We start from the raw sequence: 19,429 nt of genomic DNA on the forward strand, positions 1-19,429 counted from the left end.
CCTGAAGATAGCCGCACTCCTCCCGTGGCCTATGGCAGCCCCCCGACAACGGAGGGCTCCTCTCGATCTGCTTGAGGGCTTGAAGGAGGGCGGCGGCGCCGAGCGACGCGCGCCGGCATTCCCGCCGCAGGCAAGTGATAAGGAAGTTTCGATGCACAGGACCAGACTTTACATTGATGGCATGTTCACCGCCCCCGCCGACGCGGGTTCCTTTCCGGCGATTGATCCCGCCACCGAGGAACAATTCGCGGGAGTTGCAGCCGGACAGGCGGCCGATATCGACAGGGCCGTACGCGCGGCGCGGCGGGCATTCGACGCCGGAGAATGGTCCAGCCTTGACGGCAGGCAACGCGCCGCCGCGCTGCGGCGCATCGCCGAGGGCATCCGCGCGCGGCTGAAGGAGATCGCGCTTCTGGAAGTCCGCGACAATGGCAAGCCGCTGCCCGAAGCGGAATGGGACGTCGCCGATGCAGCCTTCTGTTTCGACTACTATGCCGACCTTGCCGAGAAAGACGCGGCGCGTCCGCCGGAAGAGGTCGATGTCGGCGATGCCCGTTTCCATTCGAAAATCGTGCGCGAACCGCTCGGCGTGGTCGCCGCCATAACGCCCTGGAATTTTCCGCTTCTGATGGCGGTCTGGAAGGTTGCGCCGGCGCTCGCCGCCGGATGCACCATCGTGCTGAAACCGTCTGAACTCTGCTCGCTTTCCTGTTATGAACTCGCCCGGATCATCGATGCGGCCGGGCTTCCCGCCGGCGTTTTCAACCTCGTCACCGGCACGGGGCCGGAGGCCGGCCAGCCGCTTGCCGACCATGCCCTCGTCGACAAGGTTGCGTTCACCGGCTCGGTCGCGACCGGACGAAAGGTCATGCAGGCGGCCAGTGCCGGCATTCGAACCGTCTCCCTGGAACTCGGCGGCAAGTCGCCCTTTGTCATTTTCGAGGACTGCGACATCGAAAAGGCCGTCGAATGGATCCTGTTCGGCATCTTCTGGAACAAGGGCGAGGTGTGCTCGGCAACCTCGCGCATATTGGTGCAGCGGCCGATATACACGCGGCTGCTGGACTGCTTGCGCGACGCCGCAGAGGCGATCACGATCGGTGCGGGGGAAACGCCCGGCGTCAAGCTCGGCCCGCTGGTCTCGAAGGGCCAATATGACAAGGTGCGCGCCGCCATCGCGGCAGGCAAGCGCACCGGCGCACGTCTGGTCACTGGCGGCGACCGTCCGGATGGCCTTGAACGCGGCTATTATCTGACACCCACGATCTTCGCGGATGTGCCCACGGATTCCGATATCTGGCGGGAGGAAATCTTCGGTCCAGTCGTGTGCGTCAACGCCTTCGACACGGAGGAAGAAGCGCTCGGTCTCGCAAACGACAGCCGATACGGTCTTGCCGCGGCCGTGATGTCGGACGACCTGGAGCGCTGCGAGCGCGTCGCCGCGAAACTGCGGGCGGGCATTGTCTGGGTGAACTGTTCACAGCCGACCTTCGTCCAGGCGCCCTGGGGCGGCTACAAGATGTCCGGCATCGGCCGCGAACTCGGCCGCGCGGGCTTCGATGCATATTTTGAAACCAAGCAGGTCACGCGCTTCGACCACCGTGAACATTGGGGCTGGTATCTTGGAGCCTCGGAATGAAAGACGCAGGCACGGCCGCTTCCGGCATTCGCGACACCTTGAAAACCGCCGCGCGAAGGCCCTATTGGCGCGACACGGTTGGCGAACAGCCACAATGCCCGGCTCTTGATGCCGACACGACCTGTGATCTTGCCATTGTCGGCGGCGGCTTCACCGGCCTTTGGGCAGCACTTGAGGCACGCCGCCGCCTGCCGGATGCCCGAATCGTGCTGGTCGAGGCCGGCGCCTGCGGCAACGCCGCGTCCGGACGCAATGGCGGCTTTTGCGCGCCCTCGATCTCGCATGGCGTGGGCAATGCCGTGAAGCGCTGGCCGGCCGAGGCCGACACGCTCGTTGCATTCGGGCGCGCCAATCTGGATGAGTTCGAGGCCGACCTTGCCGAATTCGGAATGTCGGTCGAATTCGAACGCAAGGGGAAAGTGACGGTCGCGGAAAAGCCCTGGCAGATCGAGGGACTGCAGGCACAGGCCGAGCTCTACAGCCGCTTCGGCGTCGAGAGCGAACTGCTGACCGGAGACGCGCTGCGCAAGCGTTTCAACTCGCCGGTCTATTCCGCCGGTCTGTACGAGCCGAACTACGCCGTCCTCAACCCCGGCAAGATGGTGGCAGAGCTGCGCCGCGTCGCGCTCGCGAGGGGCGTTGCAATCCACGAAAACACGCCGGTCACCGCGGCGCGCGACGATGCAGGCGGCGTCGAGCTGGCAACGCCGGGCGGCGTCATTCGCGCAGCACAGGTCGTCCTTGCCACCAATGCCGCGCCGCCGCTGCTGAAACGCCTGCGCTTCGCAGCCATCCCGATCTTCGACTACGCGATCATGACACGGCCGCTTGACGCGGACGAACTCGCATCGATCGGCTGGACCGGGCGGCACTGCATCGCCGACTGCGGCAACCAGTTCCACTATGTCCGCAAGACCGCGGACGACCGCATCCTCTGGGGCGGCTATGATGCGGTTTATCACTACGGGTCGCGCCGGGACGAAGCCTTTCTGACGGAAAGCGAAAGCTTCGACCGGCTTGCGAACAATTTCGCCCGCGCCCTGCCCTCGCTTTCGCATGTATCCGTGACGCATGCCTGGGGCGGCGTGATCGATACCTCCGCGCGCACCACCTTCTTTGCGGGAACGGCCCATGCCGGCCGCGTCGCCTATGCGATGGGGTTCACAGGCCAGGGCGTTTCGGCAACGCGATTTGCGGCTCTCACGATGCTCGATCTTCTGCAGGGACGGGAGACGGAGCGGACCAAGCTGGCAATGCTTCGCCGGCCTCCCTTCCCCTTCCCGCCCGAACCGTTCCGTTGGCTCGGCATCCGCATGGCCCAGCGCGGTTTGGCGCGCGAAGACGAAACCGGACGGCGCTCGGCATTCAACAAAATGCTCGATGCCTTCGGCGTGGGCTTCGATTCCTGACGACGTCCGTCGTGGTCACTAGAGCCCTTCAGGCTTAAATGGAAGCAGTTCTGTTTGCCCAAACCGGTCATTCCACGCGAAGAAGCCCGCGCGGCATAGCCTTAGCTATGGCGAAGGGCTTCGACAAAGTGGAGGGCCGGTTTCGGCAAACCCGAAGGGCGGCATGAATTTGCGCCATTACCGGCGGTCTTCGGCTTGGACATAGCGACGGCTATGCCCTGCGCCAAAGCCCTTGGTCCTGGCGCAAATTCCTTGCCGCAGAACGCTTCCATTTAAGCCTGAAGGGCTCTATGACATCAGCGACGGAAGATAGAGCGTGATGATCGGGAAGCCGATCAGCAGGATCAGCGTGATCAGGTCGACGGCGACAAACCAGCTCACGCCCCGGAAAATAGAGACGAGCCCCACCCTGTCGCCCAACGCCGCCTTGACGATGTAGACGTTGAGACCCACCGGCGGCGTGACCAGCCCGATTTCCAGAAGCTTCACCAGTATGATGCCGAAATAGATCGGCTCGATTCCGGAGTCGCGTACAACCGGCAGAATGATCGGCATGGTCAGAAGCATGATGCCGATGGAGTCGAGAAAGCAGCCAAGGATCAGGTAAAGCACGGCAACCATCGCGATCACGAGCAGATCGGAGGAGCCGAACGCCAGCAAGGAGGACGCGATATAGTTCGGGACACCGCTGAGCGTCATGAATTTGCCGAGCAGGGTCGTGCCGATCACCACCATGAAAATGCCCGCCGTGCTGGACAGCGTCGCAAGCCCGCTGCGATAGAGCGACTGCCATGTCAGCGAACCCCGCATCGCGCCCAGGCCTATCGCTAGCATTGCGCCGACCGCGCCGGCCTCCGTCGGACTGAACAGACCGATGAAGATGCCGGCGAGAACGCCGACGATGATGGTCGGCAGCGCCCAAATGTCCTTTATGGCATCGATAAGGTCGCGACGGCTGAAGGTCTCGGAGACGGCGGGTGCCAGGCGCGGATTGAGCCAGCAGCGGATGACAATCATGGCAATGAACATCGCGGCCGAAAGAAGCCCCGGCAGAAATCCGGCCATGAACAGCTTCGCGATCGAAACCTCGGCAAGATATCCGTACAGCACCATCAGAATGCTCGGGGGGATCAGAGAGCCGAGCGTGCCGGCGGCGGCGATCACGCCGGTCGCCAGCCCCGCGTCATAACGGTAGCGCAGCATTTCCGGCGTCGCGATGCGCGCGAAGGCGGACGATGTGGCGACGCTGGAACCGGACGCTGCCGAGAGCATCGCGCACGCCCCGACGCTTGCCACCGCAAGACCGCCCGGCAACCAGGCGAGCAGTATCCGCATGGCGCGGAAAAGACTGGCCGAAATCCCCGTCTCCGAGGCGACAAATCCCATGAGGAGAAACATCGGAATGGCTGTCAGATTCCAGTCGCCGACGAAGTTGAACGGAACAGCCGTGAGCATGCCCAGCGCCGCGCGCATGTTGAGCAAGACGGCGATGCCGATGAAGGAGACCAGTCCGAGCGCGACGCCAATCTGCACCCGCAACAGCAACAGGATAAACCCGGCGCCCAAGCCTAGAAAACCGATCGTCAGATTGTCCATTATTGTCCCTGTTTACGTACCGGTTTCTTCGGGAGCGGCGGGCGACGGGTCGTAGTCGGGATCAGTCGCCGCCTGATAGGCATTCGCGAGAACCATGAGGCATGCAGCGGCGAAGCCGATCGGCAGGGCCAGCTTCGCCGGCCAGATCGTCACATAGACCGCGCCCATGATCATTTCGTTGAGTTGGAAAGACCGCAGCGCATCCGCTCCGGTCTGCCAGGCGAGAAGGCCGAAGAAGAAGGCCGTGACGCCATAGCCTGCGACCAGGACCCAGCGCCGCGGCCACGCGGGCAGAGCATTATAGAGCAGATCGACGGTGATATGCTCGTTGTTCCGTTCGACGAAGGCGAGCGGGAGGAAGACCACGAGCACCATATGGTAGACCGAGATGATCTCGAGGTTTCCGGCTATGGGCCGGCCGGCAAGATTGCTGGCCAGCACATCGATCACGGTCTGAAGCATCATGAAGAACAGGCTTGCGAGCGCAAGAACGGCCAGCAGCATGGCAAGGCGTTTAATCGATCGCAATATCATGCGCTGATCCTCGGTCTTGGTCTTCTGTCCCTAATATTACGCCTCAATTCGTGCCGTAGGTCGAGACATCGATGTTTGCGAATATCTGCTCGCGGAAGATTGTCTTGAGAGCATCGGTATCGTCCCGGTCCACATCGGCAAGCAGTTGCCGCCACTTCTCATGCGTCGTCTCGAACCGGTCGATCAGGGACTGGGGGTCCTGGACGCCAAGGCGTTCGCCGACGTCGATCGCCATCGGCTCGACATCCGTTTCGATGAACGTGTGGAGCTCGCTTGTCAGCCCCTCGCCCGGTTCGTGGAACGTGACGCCATGATCCTTGGCCTCAGTGAGAGCCTCGTCGACCGAGACCTCGAAAGCATGGGTCATATCAACGAGATTGTCGGATATGCTGTCGACCAGCAATTGCCGCTCTTCCAGCGAAAGCCCGGACCAGGCCGGCTTGTTCATGGCGTACTGCCAGCCGGCGAAATACTGGCCGAGATCCAGAAGCGTCACTTCCTTCGCCACGTCCCAAAGGGAGCGGGTCTTCAGGTCATTCGGCGAGTTGGCGGCACAGTCGAGTTGCCCCTTTTCAAGCCCGGTAAACATCTCGGAGGACGGTACGTTCACCGCCACGGCGTCCACCGAGGCCGCCCAGGCGGCATGCACCGGGCTCGGCATCCTGATCTTCTTGCCCGCGATATCGTCGAGCGTGACGACGGGCGTGTTGCACATCAGCACATAGGATGGCGAGGCGTAGCTGCCGAGAAAGACGATGCCGTGCCTGTCGAACATCGCTTGCATCTCGGCGTCGTTGAGATAGAAATCGGCGACCGCCGCCGTCAGCACCATGCTGTCATTGTAGGAAATCCCGAGCGCTGCCAGCACATTGTCAGGCGGAAGATCCGACGGGGTGTAGGTTCCGGCATGATAGGTCATGTCGACAATCCCGTCACGCAGACCGGACAGATGCGCGCCCGGCGGCAGAACCGAGTCGCCGGTGAAGACCTTCATGGTCAGTTCGCCGTCGGATTTTTCCTCAAGCGTCTCGGACAGGGCCATGTAGCCATCCCTGGCCAGCGGATAGGTGTCCGGGAACCAGATACTGGCGGTTATCTCGGTTGCCGTGGCGGGTGCGGCCGCGGCGCCGAGGAAACTGATGAAGAGTACTCCGGCAAAGCGTTTCATAGCCTCATTCCTTTCGCTATCGGACGTCAATACTATTTCTCGGCCCGGTGGCTCCGTCCGGCCCCGGACATCGGCGCTGCGATGTGGGCGGGGCCTTATGGTGCGCACGCACCAGCCGAAAATGCCGGGCTCCGCGCATTCGCCGCGCCCGAAATCAGATTGAAGGAAGTCGTCAGAAAGAGGCGCGTCTCCTGACCGATGTCCGTCGTCGGCATGGCTCCGTCGAACGCCTTCCCTGCGTTCGAGACGTCGCACTCATGCACACCTTTGAGACCGTCGATCGCTCACGACGCTGAAGCTCCGCTTTATGATCCCCTTCGTACCGAAGGCCCGGCTTCCCGGACCATCGGTCGTTTTTTTCTTATAGAAAGATTATTCGCGAGATAAATTGACGCAAGCGAATAATATTGCTGAGATGTGTTAAATCAATTTCCAAAAGGGTGGGGACAATGCTCAATCTGACAGCGCTGAAGGCTTTCCATGAAGTTGCCCGCAGCGGCGGCGTTTCCGCTGCAGCCGCCCAGCTCAATGTGACCGATGGCGCTGTGCGGTACCAGATCCGGCGACTGGAAGAGGAGTTGGGCGAGACCCTGATCGTCCGCAGCAAGCGCACCCTGGCGCTGACATCCGCGGGCGCATCGCTCTACAGCCGGCTGAGCAATGTCTTCCGGGACATGGAACGGGCATGCCAGTCATTGTCTTCGGATTCCGGCATGGACGGCGAGCTGAGGATAGCATGCGCGCCCGCCTTCGCCGGCTCGCGTCTTCCGTCGATCATCAAGCTGTTCTGCGAGCAATATCCGCTGATGACGGTGCGCGTCTTCACGATCGACATGGCCGACGACAGCATGGACGTCATCATTTCCTACGGCGAACGTCCGGTCCCCGGCACGCGCGAGGCAATCCTGGGCGACGAAATCTATTTCCCGGTCGGTCGCCCGGAACTGAGATATGAATGGGATATCAAGACGCCGGCGGACCTTGCCCGCTGCATCGCCCTGCATGCCGACAAGGGCGCCGACTGGATGCGTCTGCTCAGCATGGCGTCGTCATCGCAACCGCTGCAGTTCGCCCAGCAGATCTTTTTCCCCAATGCCGCGGTTTCGCTTCAGGCAGCAAGACGAGGATGCGGGATCGCGGTCGGCACCTCGATCCTGTGCGCCGACGATCTTCGCAGCGGCGCGCTGGTGCGATTGCTGGATATCGAGGTCCCCGCCCCAAACCCCTACTTCGTCATCCAACCAGGCGCACCTCACAAGGAGAGCGCCGACCGGTTCGTCGAGACCCTCATGACCCATATCGAACGAAACTGAAGCGTCTGATGAGCGACCCGAGACTTAGGTGACGTTTTGTACCGGAGACATGGGTCACACTTTTCGCTTTGCGGAATGTGTCTATGCCGTGGAGAGAGATCGGTTATGGAAGAACGTCTACGATTTGTTGCCCGCCTTCTGGAAGGAGAAGGCATGAGCGATGTATGCCGTGATTTCGGGATCTCCCGCAAAACCGGTTACAAAATCTTCAACCGCTACAGGCAAATGGAAAGAACACAACAGGCACGGAAATTGTAAACCGATGTCTAAACCGGTCAAAAAAGGCCTCGGAAAAACTAAACGGGAACACCCTATCCCCGCACCTTAACCCGAAATCCCCGGACCTTAAAAAAGGTACATAAAAATCAGTATCTTACTGAAGTGATTTTGAAGAATGGCGACCCCTGCAGGATTCGAACCTGCGACCGTCGGCTTAGAAGGCCGGTGCTCTATCCAGCTGAGCTAAGGGGCCGGGTATCGGCCGCATCAATGGCTGATGAGGACATAAAGGGCAAGTCTGAGGCGGCCCTTGCGCCGCGTTGCCGGCGGCGGATCGCGATCAGTGGGTCCAGGGCTGGGTGCGGTTGGGGCTGAAGTTCTCTGAATAGGAGACCACCTTCACCGTCTTTTCCTTCGGCGGGATGACCCGGTAGGCGATGCCCTTGCGGCGGGCATAATCCTCGGCATCCTGCTGCGTCTCGAAGCGAAGCTTGACCTGCTGCAGCGTGTCGGAGGACGAGGTATAACCGAACAAGGGATCGATTGTGCGCGGCGCCTGCTGGTCGAATTCGAGCACCCATTCATGGGTCTTGGCATTGCCCTGCTGCATCGCCGATCTGGCGGGGCGGTAAATCTTCGCCGACATCGCTTTTGCTCCGCTTTGATTGTCCGGCCGGCGGCGCTGCGCCAGCCCGTGCCCTTGTTACGCAATTTTTGCCCATGAGCAATAAAAATCAAGCCGAAAAACCGGCGACAGCATGCGAATATGTCCACAATGCCTGAAATAACGCCGCCTCGCGCGCCAGCGCGGTAAAACGCCTCAAGGCAACAGGGTGCGAAGGGTTGTGGTTTTTATGCAAGTCAAATACATCTGACATGAGAATGGCATTTGTCGCCCGCCCTGCGTGTCAGGGAGGCAAGCCGCGTGCGGAACCGGACCGATCATCATCGCGCCGGGAACGAGGCGGAACCCAAAAATTGCGGGCGGCAAATTGCGGCAGATGGCCTTATAGTTCCAAGTCGGCAAAAGAGAATACTGAGTCGCGATCAGCGATACGGGCAAAAGAGTGAACCGATGGTTGCGCTGACATGACATTGCACTTCCGGTTCCGTATCGGTCGTCTGACTTTCCGCTGACGGGACGCACGAATGATGAGCATTAAGTTGGAAAACAGCTCTTTTGAACAGATGTTTGAACTCGCGCCCATCGCCATGTGGGTCGAGGATTTCAGCGGCGTCAAATGCCTTTTCGACCGATGGCGCTCCGCCGGCGTGACGGATATCGAGGCGTTTCTCAGGGCCGACCGGTCCCGCGTTGCCGCCTGTTCGCGGGCGATCCGGGTGCTGCAGGTCAACCGCAAGACGCTTGACCTGTTTGAAGCCAGCGACATGGAGCAGCTGGTCTCCAGCATCGATCAGGTGTTTCGCGACGACATGCTGGAAAGCCATATCAACGAACTGGTCCAGCTGTTCGAGGGCCAGCATTCGTTTTCCAGCAACACCGTCAACTACACGCTCTCCGGCAAGCGGCTCGACATCCAGCTTCGCGGCCAGGTTCTGCCCGGCCATGAGGAAACGCTGGACCGGATCCTGCTCACCACCGAGGATGTCTCCCTGCGCGAGGCGGCCCATCGGCGCGAACGCGCGCAGGCGCTTTATGCGCAGGGCCTGTTCGAGCATTCTCCGGTCTCGCTGTGGGTCGAGGACTTCTCGCGCATCCGCAACCTTCTGGAGGACCTGCGTTCGCGCCACATCGTCGATCTCAGGGTGTTCATGGACGTGCACCCCGATTTCGTGCGTCAATGCCTGAACGAGATCAAGGTGATCGACGTCAACCAGGCCACGCTCGACATGTTCCGCGCCGCCGACCGGCAGACGCTGTTGCAGAACCAGCACGCCATCTTCCGCGACGATGTCGAGGAGCATTTCCGCGAACAGCTCATCGACCTCTGGGAAGGCCGGCTGTTTCACAGCCACGAGGTGATGAACTATGCCCTCGACGGCTCCGAGCGCTACGTGCTGCTGCATTTCTCGGTGCTGCCGGGCCACGAGCACGACTGGTCGCTGGTGCTGGTCTCGCTGACCGACATCACGGCGCGCAAGAAGGCGGAGGCCTATCTCGAATATCTCGGCCGTCACGATGTGCTGACCAAGCTCTACAACCGCTCCTACTATACCGAGGAGATCAACCGGCTCGAGCGCAAGGACTTCCGGCCGATCGGCGTGCTGATCATCGACCTCAACGGCCTGAAGGAAGCCAATGACGCACTGGGCCATGACGCAGGCGACGGCCTGCTGCGCCGGCTTGGCGAGGTGCTGAGCGAAGCCGTCAGCACGCCCAATTGCGCCGCCCGTATCGGCGGCGACGAGTTTGCCGTGCTCATGCCGGGCGCCGGCGAGGACGACGTTAAGGTGATGGTGGAACAGATCGGCAAGCTACTGAATATCAACAACCAGTTCTACGCCGACGCGCCGATCAGCATCTCGGTCGGAGTGGCGATCTGCGAGAAGGGCGAAACCGTCGAATCGGCCGTCCGGCGCGCGGACAAGGAAATGTACCGTCAAAAACGGGAATACTACGCTTCGATGCCCGCGCTTGACAGGCGCGGCCGCATGTAACGCGGGCCACCGCCACGCGCAGTGCACTGCTGAGACTGCCTCGCCCGGCCTTGCTCTTGGCTCGTCGGGCCGAACGCCAACCCTTTGCATCAGCGCAAACGCGAGGCGACGCCCTGCCCTGCAAATACAAAAACGCCGGGGCAGAACCCCGGCGTTTCATGCGTCTCTCAAGCGGACCGGTCGGATCGAGCACCCGACCTTAGCACTCAAAGATCAGGTATCGGCGGCCGAAGCTGCCTTGCCGGACTTGCCCTTGGGCCCGTCCGACTTCAGCTCGCTGGGCTTGATCGGCGTTGCCTCGGGGATCGCCTCCAGCGTCAGTTCCGGCTTGCCATCCTTCTCGGCCACATCGACGCGGACAACGCCGCCCTTCTTGAGCTTGCCGAACAGAATCTCGTTGGCGAGCGGCTTCTTGATGTGTTCCTGGATGATCCGCGACAGCGGCCGCGCGCCCATCTTCTCGTCGTAGCCGCGTTCTGCGAGCCATTCGACCGCCTTGTCCTCCAGTTCGAAGGTGACATTGCGTTCCGAAAGCTGGCTTTCGAGCTGCATGACGAACTTCTGGACGACCTGATGGATGACCTCGGTCGGCAGCGGCGCGAACGGGATGATCGCATCGAGACGGTTGCGGAACTCCGGCGTGAAGATGCGGTTGAGCGCCTCTTCGTCCTCGCCGGTGCGACGCGACGAGCCGAAGCCGATCGCCGACTTCGACATTTCGGCAGCGCCCGCATTGGTCGTCATGATCAGGATGACATTGCGGAAGTCGATCTTCTTGCCGTTGTGGTCGGTCAGCGAGCCGTGGTCCATGACCTGCAACAGGATGTTGTAGATGTCAGGATGCGCCTTCTCGATCTCATCGAGCAGCACGACGCAATGCGGATGCTGGTCGACGCCATCGGTCAGGAGACCGCCCTGGTCGAAGCCGACGTAGCCGGGAGGCGCGCCGAGCAGACGCGAGACCGTGTGGCGCTCCATGTATTCCGACATGTCGAAGCGCAGCAGCTCGACGCCGAGCGAGGAGGCAAGCTGCTTCGACACCTCGGTCTTGCCGACGCCCGTGGGGCCTGAGAAGATGTAGGAGCCGATCGGCTTGTTGGGCTCGCGCAGGCCGGCGCGGGCCAGCTTGATCGAGGTCGCAAGCGCATCGATCGCCTTGTCCTGGCCATAGACCACGGAGCGCAGTTCCTGCTCCAGATTGGCAAGCACCTGCTCGTCGTCCTTGGAGACGGTTTTCGGCGGGATCCGGGCCATGGTCGCAATCGTCGCCTCGATCTCCCTTTCGGTGATCATCTTGCGACGGCGCGAGACCGGCAGCAGCATCTGCGCCGCACCGCTTTCATCGATCACGTCGATGGCCTTGTCGGGCAGCTTGCGATCCGTGATGTAGCGCGCGGAAAGCTCCACCGCCGCCTTGATGGCGTCGTTGGTGTAGCGCAGGTTGTGGTATTCCTCGAAATAGGGCTTCAGGCCCTTCATGATGGCGATGGCATCGTCCACGGAGGGCTCGTTGACATCGATCTTCTGGAACCGGCGCACCAATGCGCGGTCCTTTTCGAAGAACTGGCGGTACTCCTTGTAGGTCGTCGACCCGATGCAGCGGATAGCTCCGGAGGAAAGCGCCGGCTTCAACAGGTTGGAGGCATCCATCGCCCCGCCCGAGGTGGCGCCGGCGCCGATCACGGTATGGATCTCGTCGATGAAGAGCACCGCGCCTTCATACTCCTCGAGTTCCTTGACGACCTGCTTCAGCCGCTCCTCGAAATCACCGCGATAGCGGGTTCCGGCAAGCAGCGTGCCCATGTCGAGCGAGAAGATGGTGGCGTCGATCAGCGCTTCGGGCACCTTGCCTTCGACGATCCGCTTGGCGAGGCCTTCGGCAATGGCCGTCTTGCCGACGCCCGGATCGCCCACATAAAGCGGGTTGTTCTTGGACCGGCGGCACAGCACCTGGATGGTGCGGTTGACCTCGGCATCGCGGCCGATCAGCGGGTCGATCTTGCCGCTCATCGCCTTCTCGTTGAGGTTGACGCAATAGGCCTTCAGCGCATCCGGCTGCTTGCGAGCGCTGTCCTCGCTCTCGCGCTGGCCGCTGGCATCGCTTTCCTCCGGCTCGTTGACGCCGCGGGGCGTGCGGGTTTCAGACGAGCCAGGACGCTTGCCAATGCCGTGGGAGATATAGTTCACGGCGTCATAGCGCGTCATCTCCTGCTGCTGCAGGAAATAGGCGGCATGGCTCTCGCGCTCGGCGAAGATGGCGACGAGCACGTTGGCGCCAGTCACTTCCTCGCGACCGGAGGACTGGACATGGATCACCGCGCGCTGGATGACGCGCTGGAAGCCCGAGGTGGGCTTGGAGTCCTCGTCATAGCCGGTGATCAGGTTGGCAAGTTCGGTATCGACATATTCGGTTACAATCTTGCGCAATGCGTCGAGATCGACATTACAGGCGCCCATGACGGCGGCGGCATCACCATCGTCGATCAACGCCAGCAGGAGGTGTTCCAGCGTCGCATATTCGTGGTGACGGTCGTTGGCATAGGTCAGAGCTTGATGCAGCGCCTTTTCAAGACTGGGGGAGAAAGTTGGCACGATCAGTTCCTCACTTCTTTTCCATGACACATTGCAATGGATGTTGGTGCTGGCGCGCGAAATCCATCACCTGCGTGACCTTGGTTTCGGCCACTTCAAAGGTAAAGACCCCGCATTCGCCCACGCCGTTGTTGTGAACATTGAGCATGATGCGGGTCGCCGCTTCGCGATCCTTCTGGAAGAAACGCTCCAGAATATGGATGACAAATTCCATTGGTGTGTAGTCATCATTCAACAGGAGAACCCGGTACAGGCTGGGTTTCTTTGTTTTCGGCTTGGTACGCGCGATGACCGCCGTTCCGCGGCTCGGATTGTCCCCGTTTTTCGAGGGATCGTTCTGCATCCGGATCGACATCGCGATCATTCTCACTAACTCCGTAAGTCTCTCAGGCGTGTTCACCAAGTCTTTTGTTGGTGTTCATATCTGTATCTACCGAGTCCGTTTCAAGCTCCCTTCGACTGATCCGATCTTAATGCCGATGTTCCGGACTTGTCATTAACAAAATACCGGCTTTTAAGCATCTCATGGTGGCAGGATCGCCGCATTTGCCCGCAGAGGACGCGCGCGTGCGGCCCGCAGGCAGTTCCCCAAACGAGACCGATGCGGGGTGAAGCCGATAAATATAAGGTGAGGATAGCGCGAAGCGGAAATCGCGGCCACGCCGGTGCGGCGGGAGCCCTACTTGCAGTAGCTCCGGCCGGAATTGCGCTGCTTCAGGTCGAAATGCAGGTGGTCGTTATGTTTGGGGTAACCCGGCCCCAGGACGGTGTTGAAATAGTCGCAACCGCTGGCGCGAACCGATTTCAGCAGCCCTTTCTCCCGGAAGGCGAAGAAGCCCTTGGGCGAGACGTCGATGGTCTTCCCGGTATTGAGCGTGAAGCCGCCGACATCGATGGCATTGCCCTTCGAATGTTCGGACCATGTGCGAGAGTTGGTGCCGTTGTTCACGCGCCGGCAGGAATAGCCGCCCATCGTGTTCACCGATTTCAGCCCGGTGAGATAGCGCACGCGCGCGGCCGGCGCGACATCGTTCTGGACCCATTCGGCGAAGGCAAGCGCTGTCTGGCAGTTGACCGTGACGCTGGGCGAAACCGCGACATTGCCCGACAGCGATTCCAGCTCGACCGGATAGGCGATGCCGCACTGGCTGCCGTTCGCGATCGCCTCGACCTCGGAAAAGCTGACGCCCATTTCCCTGAGCGAACTGCGACACTGCCGCTCGGCCAGCGGCATAAGTCCGGGCAAGCGGCCCTTTTGCGGCGAAGCGACGCCGCCGGGCTCGCTCAGCGGCAGAAGCGATGCAGTCTGGATCGGGTCGATACCGGGATCCGGCGTCGCGACATCGGATGCCGGGCTCTCGGCCTTCGGGATGGCGGGCGTCAAGGGCGCCGCGGCATTGGTCGCCACAACAGCTGCCTCCTCGTTCGTCGAAACGCCGAGATAGCTGTCGATCGGCACGCCCGCTTCGGTTTCAGTGCTGGCGATCAGTTGCTCGATGGAAGGCGGCGGCGATGGCGCGGCGGCGGGTGCGGGTTCGGCGGCGGCGGTCTGCTGGGGCTGCGGCTTTTGCGCGGCTTCCTCGCTGCGGGTGACGATCTGGGGACCCTTGTCGCTGGTATCCACCGAAAACGACGTCATCAAACCGCCGATGGAACAACCGGTGAGCGTTGCCGCAATGGCTGCCAATGAAACCGCGCGTCGCAAGGGAAACGTCATACTGAACCGGATCTGCGTTGATACTCCGGACGCGAGTAGACCAGACAAGAGTAAACAAATGCTTTTGCGGCGGTGATGAAAAGACAACCTTGTGTTGCCGGATGGCCGGATGGCTCGAGTTGCAATTCCGCAGCCGTGGCATATTGTCTGAAACTGACCAGGGTGCAGCGCCCGTAAGCCACAGGAGAGCTTGATGAACGACGACAAATCGCCCACCGGCAACCTGACCATGCGCACGGTCGCCATGCCGGCCAATGCCAATCCCTCGGGCGATATTTTCGGCGGATGGGTGATGTCGCAGATGGACCTCGCCGCCTATGTCGCCTCCTCCGAGCGCGCCAAGAACAGGACCGTCACCGCGGCGGTGAATTCGATGGCCTTTGCCCAGCCGGTCAAGGTTGGCGACACGCTTTGCGTCTACACTTCGTTCGAGCGGATCGGCCGCACCTCGATGACGATCCATGTCGAGGCCTGGGTGCATCGACACCGCATGCCGCACCGCGAACAGGTGACCGAGGCTCAGTTCGTGATGGTTGCGATGGACGAAACCGGCAAGCCCGCCGTGGTTCCGCAGGAGGCGTGACCTTCAGGCGCGGAAAATGAACGCCGCGCCGACCGCGATCAGCGCGAAGCCAATCACGTGATTGATGGTCATCGCCTCCTTCAGCCAAAGCACCGAAAAGCCCGAAAACACCAGCAGCGTGATCACTTCCTGGATCGTCTTCAACTGCGCGGTCGAATAGACCGACGCGCCGATCCGGTTGGCCGGAACCGCGAGGCAGTATTCGAAAAATGCGATCCCCCATGCGGTGATGATCACCAGCAGCAGCGGCGCGCTTTTGAACTTCAGATGGCCGTACCAGGCAAAGGTCATGAAAACATTCGAGCAGACCAGCATCAGAACCGGCCACAGGGCCGCGGGCGAAAGCGAAAATGGCATGAATTTTCTCCGGAAACGCTGCCAGCCCGGCAGCTTCGCGCGTTCTTAGCGCAAACCGCTGCGGACGGCATCAGGAATTTGAGCCGCGAAACTTGACCGAATCGCGGCACAAGTTCTATTTTTGTTCTGTCGTTCCGCCCTTTTCTTTTTCAGGCTCGTTCCCCATATTCGCCTCATGGCCAGATCACCCAAAAAATCCTCCGACAAACAAGGTTTCGAAGAAGTGCCCCAGGCGCCGTTCGACGGCGAGAGCTATGAAGGCTCGATGTCGGACTGGCTTGCCGGACTGGAGAAGGAGGCCGAGGCGGAAACCGTCGATTCGCAGCGCAAGCTTGCCTCGAAAGCCGGCAAGCACCGCCGCAAGGCCGCCGAAAGCGGCGGCGCGACGGCCAGTCGCACAGCCCGCGGCGTTTCGATCGGCGGATCGTCCGACCCCAAGACCCGCGCCGCCGCCGGCCTGAACCCGGTCGCCGGTGTCGATGTTTCGCTGGAGGAAGCCCAGAACCTTGCCAGGGGCGGCGTCACCGCGACCGTGGACGCGCTGTCGAGCCTGATCGAAAGCGGCAACCCGCTGTTCAAGGACGGCAAGATCTGGACGCCGCACCGGCCGGAACGCCCGGAGAAATCCGAGGGCGGCATACCGATCCGCATGGTCACGGAATACAAGCCCTCCGGCGACCAGCCGACCGCAATCGCCGATCTCGTCGAAGGGCTGAAGTCCGGCGACCGCAGCCAGGTGCTGCTCGGCGTCACCGGCTCGGGCAAGACCTTCACCATGGCCAAGGTGATTGAGGAGACCCAGCGCCCAGCCGTGATCCTCGCGCCCAACAAAACGCTCGCCGCCCAGCTCTATTCCGAGTTCAAGAATTTCTTCCCGGACAACGCGGTCGAGTATTTCGTCTCCTATTACGACTACTACCAGCCGGAAGCCTACGTGCCGCGCTCCGACACCTATATCGAGAAGGAATCCTCGATCAACGAGCAGATCGACCGGATGCGCCACGCCGCCACCCGCGCGATCCTTGAGCGCGACGACTGCATCATCGTCGCCTCGGTATCCTGCATATACGGTATCGGCTCGGTCGAGACCTACACGGCGATGACCTTCCAGATGTCGGTCGGCGATCAACTCGACCAGCGGCAGCTTCTTGCCGACCTCGTGGCCCAGCAATACAAACGCCGCGACATGGATTTCCAGCGTGGCTCGTTCCGGGTGCGCGGCGACACGATCGAAATCTTCCCCGCCCACCTTGAGGACGCGGCCTGGCGTATCTCGATGTTCGGCGACGAGATCGACGCGATCACCGAATTCGATCCGCTCACCGGCCAGAAGACCGGCGACCTGAAATCGGTGAAGATCTACGCCAACTCGCACTATGTTACCCCGCGCCCGACGCTGAACGCGGCGATCAAATCGATCAAGGAAGAATTGAAGGCGCGCCTGCAAGAGCTTGAAAAGGCTGGGCGTCTTCTCGAAGCGCAGCGCCTCGAGCAGCGCACCAAATTCGATATCGAGATGATGGAGGCCACCGGCTCCTGCCCCGGCATCGAGAACTATTCGCGCTATCTCACCGGCCGCCGCCCCGGCGAGCCGCCCCCGACGCTGTTCGAATATATTCCTGACGATGCTCTGATCTTCATCGACGAAAGCCACGTCACCGTGCCGCAGATCGGCGGCATGTATCGCGGCGACTTCCGGCGCAAGGCGACGCTGGCCGAATACGGCTTCCGCCTGCCCTCCTGCATGGACAACCGGCCGCTGCGCTTCGAGGAATGGGACGCGATGCGGCCTGACACGATCGCGGTATCGGCCACGCCCGGCAATTGGGAGATGGAGGAAGCCGGCGGCGTCTTCGCCGAACAGGTGATCCGCCCGACCGGGCTGATCGACCCGCCGGTGGAGATCCGCTCCGCCAAGACCCAGGTCGACGATGTGCTCTCCGAAATCCGCGAGGTTTCGGCGAAGGGCTATCGCACGCTGGTCACGGTGCTGACAAAGCGCATGGCCGAGGACCTGACCGAATACCTGCACGAACAGGGCATAAGGGTGCGCTACATGCACTCCGATATCGACACGCTGGAGCGCATCGAGATCATCCGCGACCTGCGTCTCGGCGCGTTCGACGTGCTGGTGGGCATCAACCTGCTGCGGGAGGGGCTGGACATTCCCGAATGCGGCTTCGTCGCGATCCTCGACGCCGACAAGGAAGGCTTCCTGCGCTCGGAAACTTCGCTGATCCAGACCATCGGCCGCGCGGCGCGTAATGTCGATGGCCAGGTCATTCTCTATGCCGACCAGATCACCGGATCGATGCAGCGCGCCATGGACGAGACCAGCCGCCGCCGCGAGAAGCAGCTTGCCTATAACGAGGAGCACGGCATCACGCCGGAATCGGTCAAGGCCAAGATTTCCGACATTCTCGACTCGGTTTACGAGCGCGACCATGTCCGCGCCGATATCGGCACCAAGGGCGGCAAGGGCTTTGCGGCAGATGGCCATCTGGTCGGCAACAACCTTCAGGCCCATCTCGACGCGCTCGAAAAGCAGATGCGCGATGCCGCCGCCGATCTCGACTTCGAGACCGCAGCCCGCGTGCGCGACGAGATCAAGCGCCTCAAGGCCGCCGAACTTCAGGGCATGGACGACAAGTTGGAGCGGCAGGAATCGCAACAGGCGGAGGGCGCGCCGAAATCGGAAGGCTATTTCGCCAAGCCCGACCTCGACTCGATGGGGCCCGGCACGGATATGGCCAAACCGCTGTTCCGCAAGAACGATCTCGACGAGATGACCGTCGGCCGCACCGAAAAGCCGCTTGGCAGCGACGTCAAGCCGGTCAAGCGCGGCAAGATCGGGACCGGCTCCTACGAAGACCCCGGCGAGCAGAAACGGCGCGGCCGCCGCACCGGCAAGACCGGCAAGCCGGGGAAATAAGGCGGGCGGCGACAATGGTTGTGCCCGCCCGCCGATGGCGATACGATAGCGTTGATCAAACAAGCATATGGTTCAGAAATGACAGATTACGGAAACGTTCAGGAGCATGTGAAGTCGGCGTTCAAGAATGCCCACTCCAATGCCGAGCCCTATCGCCACTGGCTGCTTTCGGACATGTTTCCGACGGACCTGCTGAAGGATATCCAGGCACTTGCTTACCCCAAGCCTGACCTTGGCGGCGTTTCGGGCACGCGCGAGGTGCACAACAAGAGCCGGCATTATTTCGACCAGCCCAATATCGCCAAATATGATTGCTGCGCCGCCGTTGCCGCGGCATTTCAGGACCCCGACGTCGCTTCGACGATCCAGGATACGTTCGGCACCAATATCGAGGGATCGAGCCTGCGCATCGAATTCGCGCAGGACATGGACGGTTTCTGGCTGGAGCCGCACACCGATATCGGCGTGAAGTTGTTCACCCTACTGATCTACCTCTCCGATGGCCCCGGCCACGAAAAACTCGGAACCGACATCTACGCCTCGAAGGAAGAGCATGTCGGCCGCTCGCCGTTCGCGCCGAACTACGCGATGATCTTCGTGCCCTCCACCAACACCTGGCACGGCTTCGAGAAGCGCCCGATCGAGGGCGTGCGCAAATCGCTGATCATCAACTACGTAACGCCGGAATGGCGCGCGCGCGAACAGCTCGCCTATCCCGACCAGCCGATCAAGGTCGCGTAAGGGCGAGGCG

Annotated in this window: 15 protein-coding genes, 1 tRNA gene and 1 pseudogene; 8 read left to right on the forward strand and 9 right to left on the reverse strand. The window is 61.5% G+C overall.

Going from position 1 to position 19,429, the window contains the following annotated elements; all coding sequences use genetic code 11:
• The first annotated feature begins 151 nt into the window (after positions 1-151).
• Together V6765_RS11850 and V6765_RS11855 are read left to right on the forward strand one after the other, a co-directional pair.
• Positions 152-1,639 carry an aldehyde dehydrogenase family protein gene (locus V6765_RS11850; RefSeq protein WP_448428988.1) on the forward strand — a complete coding sequence of 496 codons (1,488 nt, stop codon included), beginning with the start codon at positions 152-154 and terminating at the stop codon, positions 1,637-1,639.
• Positions 1,636-3,048 (forward strand): NAD(P)/FAD-dependent oxidoreductase, encoded by a 1,413-nt coding sequence (locus tag V6765_RS11855; protein WP_448428990.1) that lies wholly within the window; start codon positions 1,636-1,638, stop codon positions 3,046-3,048. Before V6765_RS11850 ends, V6765_RS11855 begins: the two co-directional genes overlap by 4 nt.
• A gap of 288 nt (positions 3,049-3,336) precedes the next feature.
• Here V6765_RS11855 and V6765_RS11860 read toward each other — a convergent pair whose 3' ends face one another.
• Genes V6765_RS11860 through V6765_RS11870 form a run of 3 tightly spaced genes read right to left on the reverse strand, consistent with a single transcriptional unit; the run spans position 3,337 to position 6,346 of the window.
• Entirely contained in the window at positions 3,337-4,644 is a 1,308-nt protein-coding gene (locus V6765_RS11860; RefSeq protein ID WP_448428992.1) for a TRAP transporter large permease, read from the reverse strand.
• Between the two features lie 12 nt (positions 4,645-4,656).
• On the reverse strand, positions 4,657-5,178 hold the full coding sequence (locus tag V6765_RS11865) for a TRAP transporter small permease (protein WP_448428994.1): 522 nt from the start codon (positions 5,176-5,178) through the stop codon (positions 4,657-4,659).
• Positions 5,179-5,221: 43 nt separating this feature from the next.
• The gene (locus V6765_RS11870; protein ID WP_448428996.1) at positions 5,222-6,346 is read right to left on the reverse strand and encodes a C4-dicarboxylate TRAP transporter substrate-binding protein; all 1,125 of its coding nucleotides are present in this window, start codon (positions 6,344-6,346) and stop codon (positions 5,222-5,224) included.
• Positions 6,347-6,795: 449 nt separating this feature from the next.
• Between V6765_RS11870 and V6765_RS11875 the strand changes: the two genes are divergently transcribed.
• Together V6765_RS11875 and V6765_RS11880 are read left to right on the forward strand one after the other, a co-directional pair.
• Entirely contained in the window at positions 6,796-7,659 is an 864-nt protein-coding gene (locus tag V6765_RS11875) for a LysR substrate-binding domain-containing protein (RefSeq protein WP_448428997.1), read from the forward strand.
• Positions 7,660-7,742: 83 nt separating this feature from the next.
• Positions 7,743-7,884, forward strand: a pseudogene (locus tag V6765_RS11880) (helix-turn-helix domain-containing protein); the annotation flags it as partial.
• Between the two features lie 170 nt (positions 7,885-8,054).
• On the opposite strand, the gene V6765_RS11885 reads toward V6765_RS11880, so the two are convergent.
• Both V6765_RS11885 and V6765_RS11890 read right to left on the reverse strand, forming a co-directional pair.
• Positions 8,055-8,131 (reverse strand) — tRNA-Arg (locus V6765_RS11885).
• Positions 8,132-8,218: 87 nt separating this feature from the next.
• Complete coding sequence (locus V6765_RS11890) at positions 8,219-8,524, reverse strand: ETC complex I subunit (RefSeq protein WP_018067707.1); 306 nt, start codon at positions 8,522-8,524, stop codon at positions 8,219-8,221.
• Positions 8,525-9,030: 506 nt separating this feature from the next.
• Between V6765_RS11890 and V6765_RS11895 the strand changes: the two genes are divergently transcribed.
• A complete protein-coding gene (locus tag V6765_RS11895) occupies positions 9,031-10,497 on the forward strand; it encodes a diguanylate cyclase domain-containing protein (protein ID WP_448429000.1) in 1,467 nt (488 codons plus the stop codon).
• A 213-nt stretch (positions 10,498-10,710) separates the two neighbouring features.
• Here the strand turns inward: V6765_RS11895 and clpA are convergent, their stop codons facing one another.
• The 3 genes from clpA to V6765_RS11910 form a co-directional block, all read right to left on the reverse strand.
• Positions 10,711-13,089, reverse strand: coding sequence for an ATP-dependent Clp protease ATP-binding subunit ClpA (clpA, locus tag V6765_RS11900; RefSeq protein ID WP_448429002.1), 2,379 nt, complete (start codon positions 13,087-13,089; stop codon positions 10,711-10,713).
• 10 nt (positions 13,090-13,099) lie between these two features.
• Positions 13,100-13,453 carry an ATP-dependent Clp protease adapter ClpS gene (clpS, locus tag V6765_RS11905; RefSeq protein ID WP_018063049.1) on the reverse strand — a complete coding sequence of 118 codons (354 nt, stop codon included), beginning with the start codon at positions 13,451-13,453 and terminating at the stop codon, positions 13,100-13,102.
• Between the two features lie 315 nt (positions 13,454-13,768).
• Positions 13,769-14,728 carry an extensin-like domain-containing protein gene (locus V6765_RS11910; RefSeq protein ID WP_448429004.1) on the reverse strand — a complete coding sequence of 320 codons (960 nt, stop codon included), beginning with the start codon at positions 14,726-14,728 and terminating at the stop codon, positions 13,769-13,771.
• A 271-nt stretch (positions 14,729-14,999) separates the two neighbouring features.
• On the opposite strand from V6765_RS11910, the gene V6765_RS11915 reads away from it, so the two are divergent.
• Positions 15,000-15,389: an acyl-CoA thioesterase gene (locus tag V6765_RS11915; RefSeq protein ID WP_448429006.1), complete on the forward strand. Its 390-nt coding sequence runs from the start codon at positions 15,000-15,002 to the stop codon at positions 15,387-15,389.
• A 3-nt stretch (positions 15,390-15,392) separates the two neighbouring features.
• On the opposite strand, the gene V6765_RS11920 is transcribed toward V6765_RS11915, so the two are convergent.
• Positions 15,393-15,746 carry a DMT family protein gene (locus tag V6765_RS11920; RefSeq protein WP_448429008.1) on the reverse strand — a complete coding sequence of 118 codons (354 nt, stop codon included), beginning with the start codon at positions 15,744-15,746 and terminating at the stop codon, positions 15,393-15,395.
• A gap of 175 nt (positions 15,747-15,921) precedes the next feature.
• Between V6765_RS11920 and uvrB the strand changes: the two genes are divergently transcribed.
• Complete coding sequence (gene uvrB, locus V6765_RS11925) at positions 15,922-18,678, forward strand: excinuclease ABC subunit UvrB (protein WP_448429010.1); 2,757 nt, start codon at positions 15,922-15,924, stop codon at positions 18,676-18,678.
• Positions 18,679-18,756: 78 nt separating this feature from the next.
• Complete coding sequence (locus V6765_RS11930; protein WP_448429012.1) at positions 18,757-19,419, forward strand: 2OG-Fe(II) oxygenase; 663 nt, start codon at positions 18,757-18,759, stop codon at positions 19,417-19,419.
• Positions 19,420-19,429: the final 10 nt, after the last annotated feature.

The sequence above is a fragment of the Martelella sp. FOR1707 genome, assembly GCF_053484265.1.

Coding starts and splice junctions, on each gene's coding strand:
- V6765_RS11930 (WP_448429012.1), top strand. CDS start 18,757: ATGACAGATTACGGAAACGTTCAGGAGCATGTGAAGTCGGCGTTCAAG.
- V6765_RS11890 (WP_018067707.1), bottom strand. CDS start 8,524: ATGTCGGCGAAGATTTACCGCCCCGCCAGATCGGCGATGCAGCAGGGC.
- V6765_RS11865 (WP_448428994.1), bottom strand. CDS start 5,178: ATGATATTGCGATCGATTAAACGCCTTGCCATGCTGCTGGCCGTTCTT.
- V6765_RS11875 (WP_448428997.1), top strand. CDS start 6,796: ATGCTCAATCTGACAGCGCTGAAGGCTTTCCATGAAGTTGCCCGCAGC.
- uvrB (WP_448429010.1), top strand. CDS start 15,922: ATGGCCAGATCACCCAAAAAATCCTCCGACAAACAAGGTTTCGAAGAA.
- V6765_RS11850 (WP_448428988.1), top strand. CDS start 152: ATGCACAGGACCAGACTTTACATTGATGGCATGTTCACCGCCCCCGCC.
- clpS (WP_018063049.1), bottom strand. CDS start 13,453: ATGATCGCGATGTCGATCCGGATGCAGAACGATCCCTCGAAAAACGGG.
- V6765_RS11860 (WP_448428992.1), bottom strand. CDS start 4,644: ATGGACAATCTGACGATCGGTTTTCTAGGCTTGGGCGCCGGGTTTATC.
- V6765_RS11895 (WP_448429000.1), top strand. CDS start 9,031: ATGAGCATTAAGTTGGAAAACAGCTCTTTTGAACAGATGTTTGAACTC.
- V6765_RS11855 (WP_448428990.1), top strand. CDS start 1,636: ATGAAAGACGCAGGCACGGCCGCTTCCGGCATTCGCGACACCTTGAAA.
- V6765_RS11910 (WP_448429004.1), bottom strand. CDS start 14,728: ATGACGTCGTTTTCGGTGGATACCAGCGACAAGGGTCCCCAGATCGTC.
- V6765_RS11920 (WP_448429008.1), bottom strand. CDS start 15,746: ATGCCATTTTCGCTTTCGCCCGCGGCCCTGTGGCCGGTTCTGATGCTG.
- V6765_RS11915 (WP_448429006.1), top strand. CDS start 15,000: ATGAACGACGACAAATCGCCCACCGGCAACCTGACCATGCGCACGGTC.
- V6765_RS11870 (WP_448428996.1), bottom strand. CDS start 6,346: ATGAAACGCTTTGCCGGAGTACTCTTCATCAGTTTCCTCGGCGCCGCG.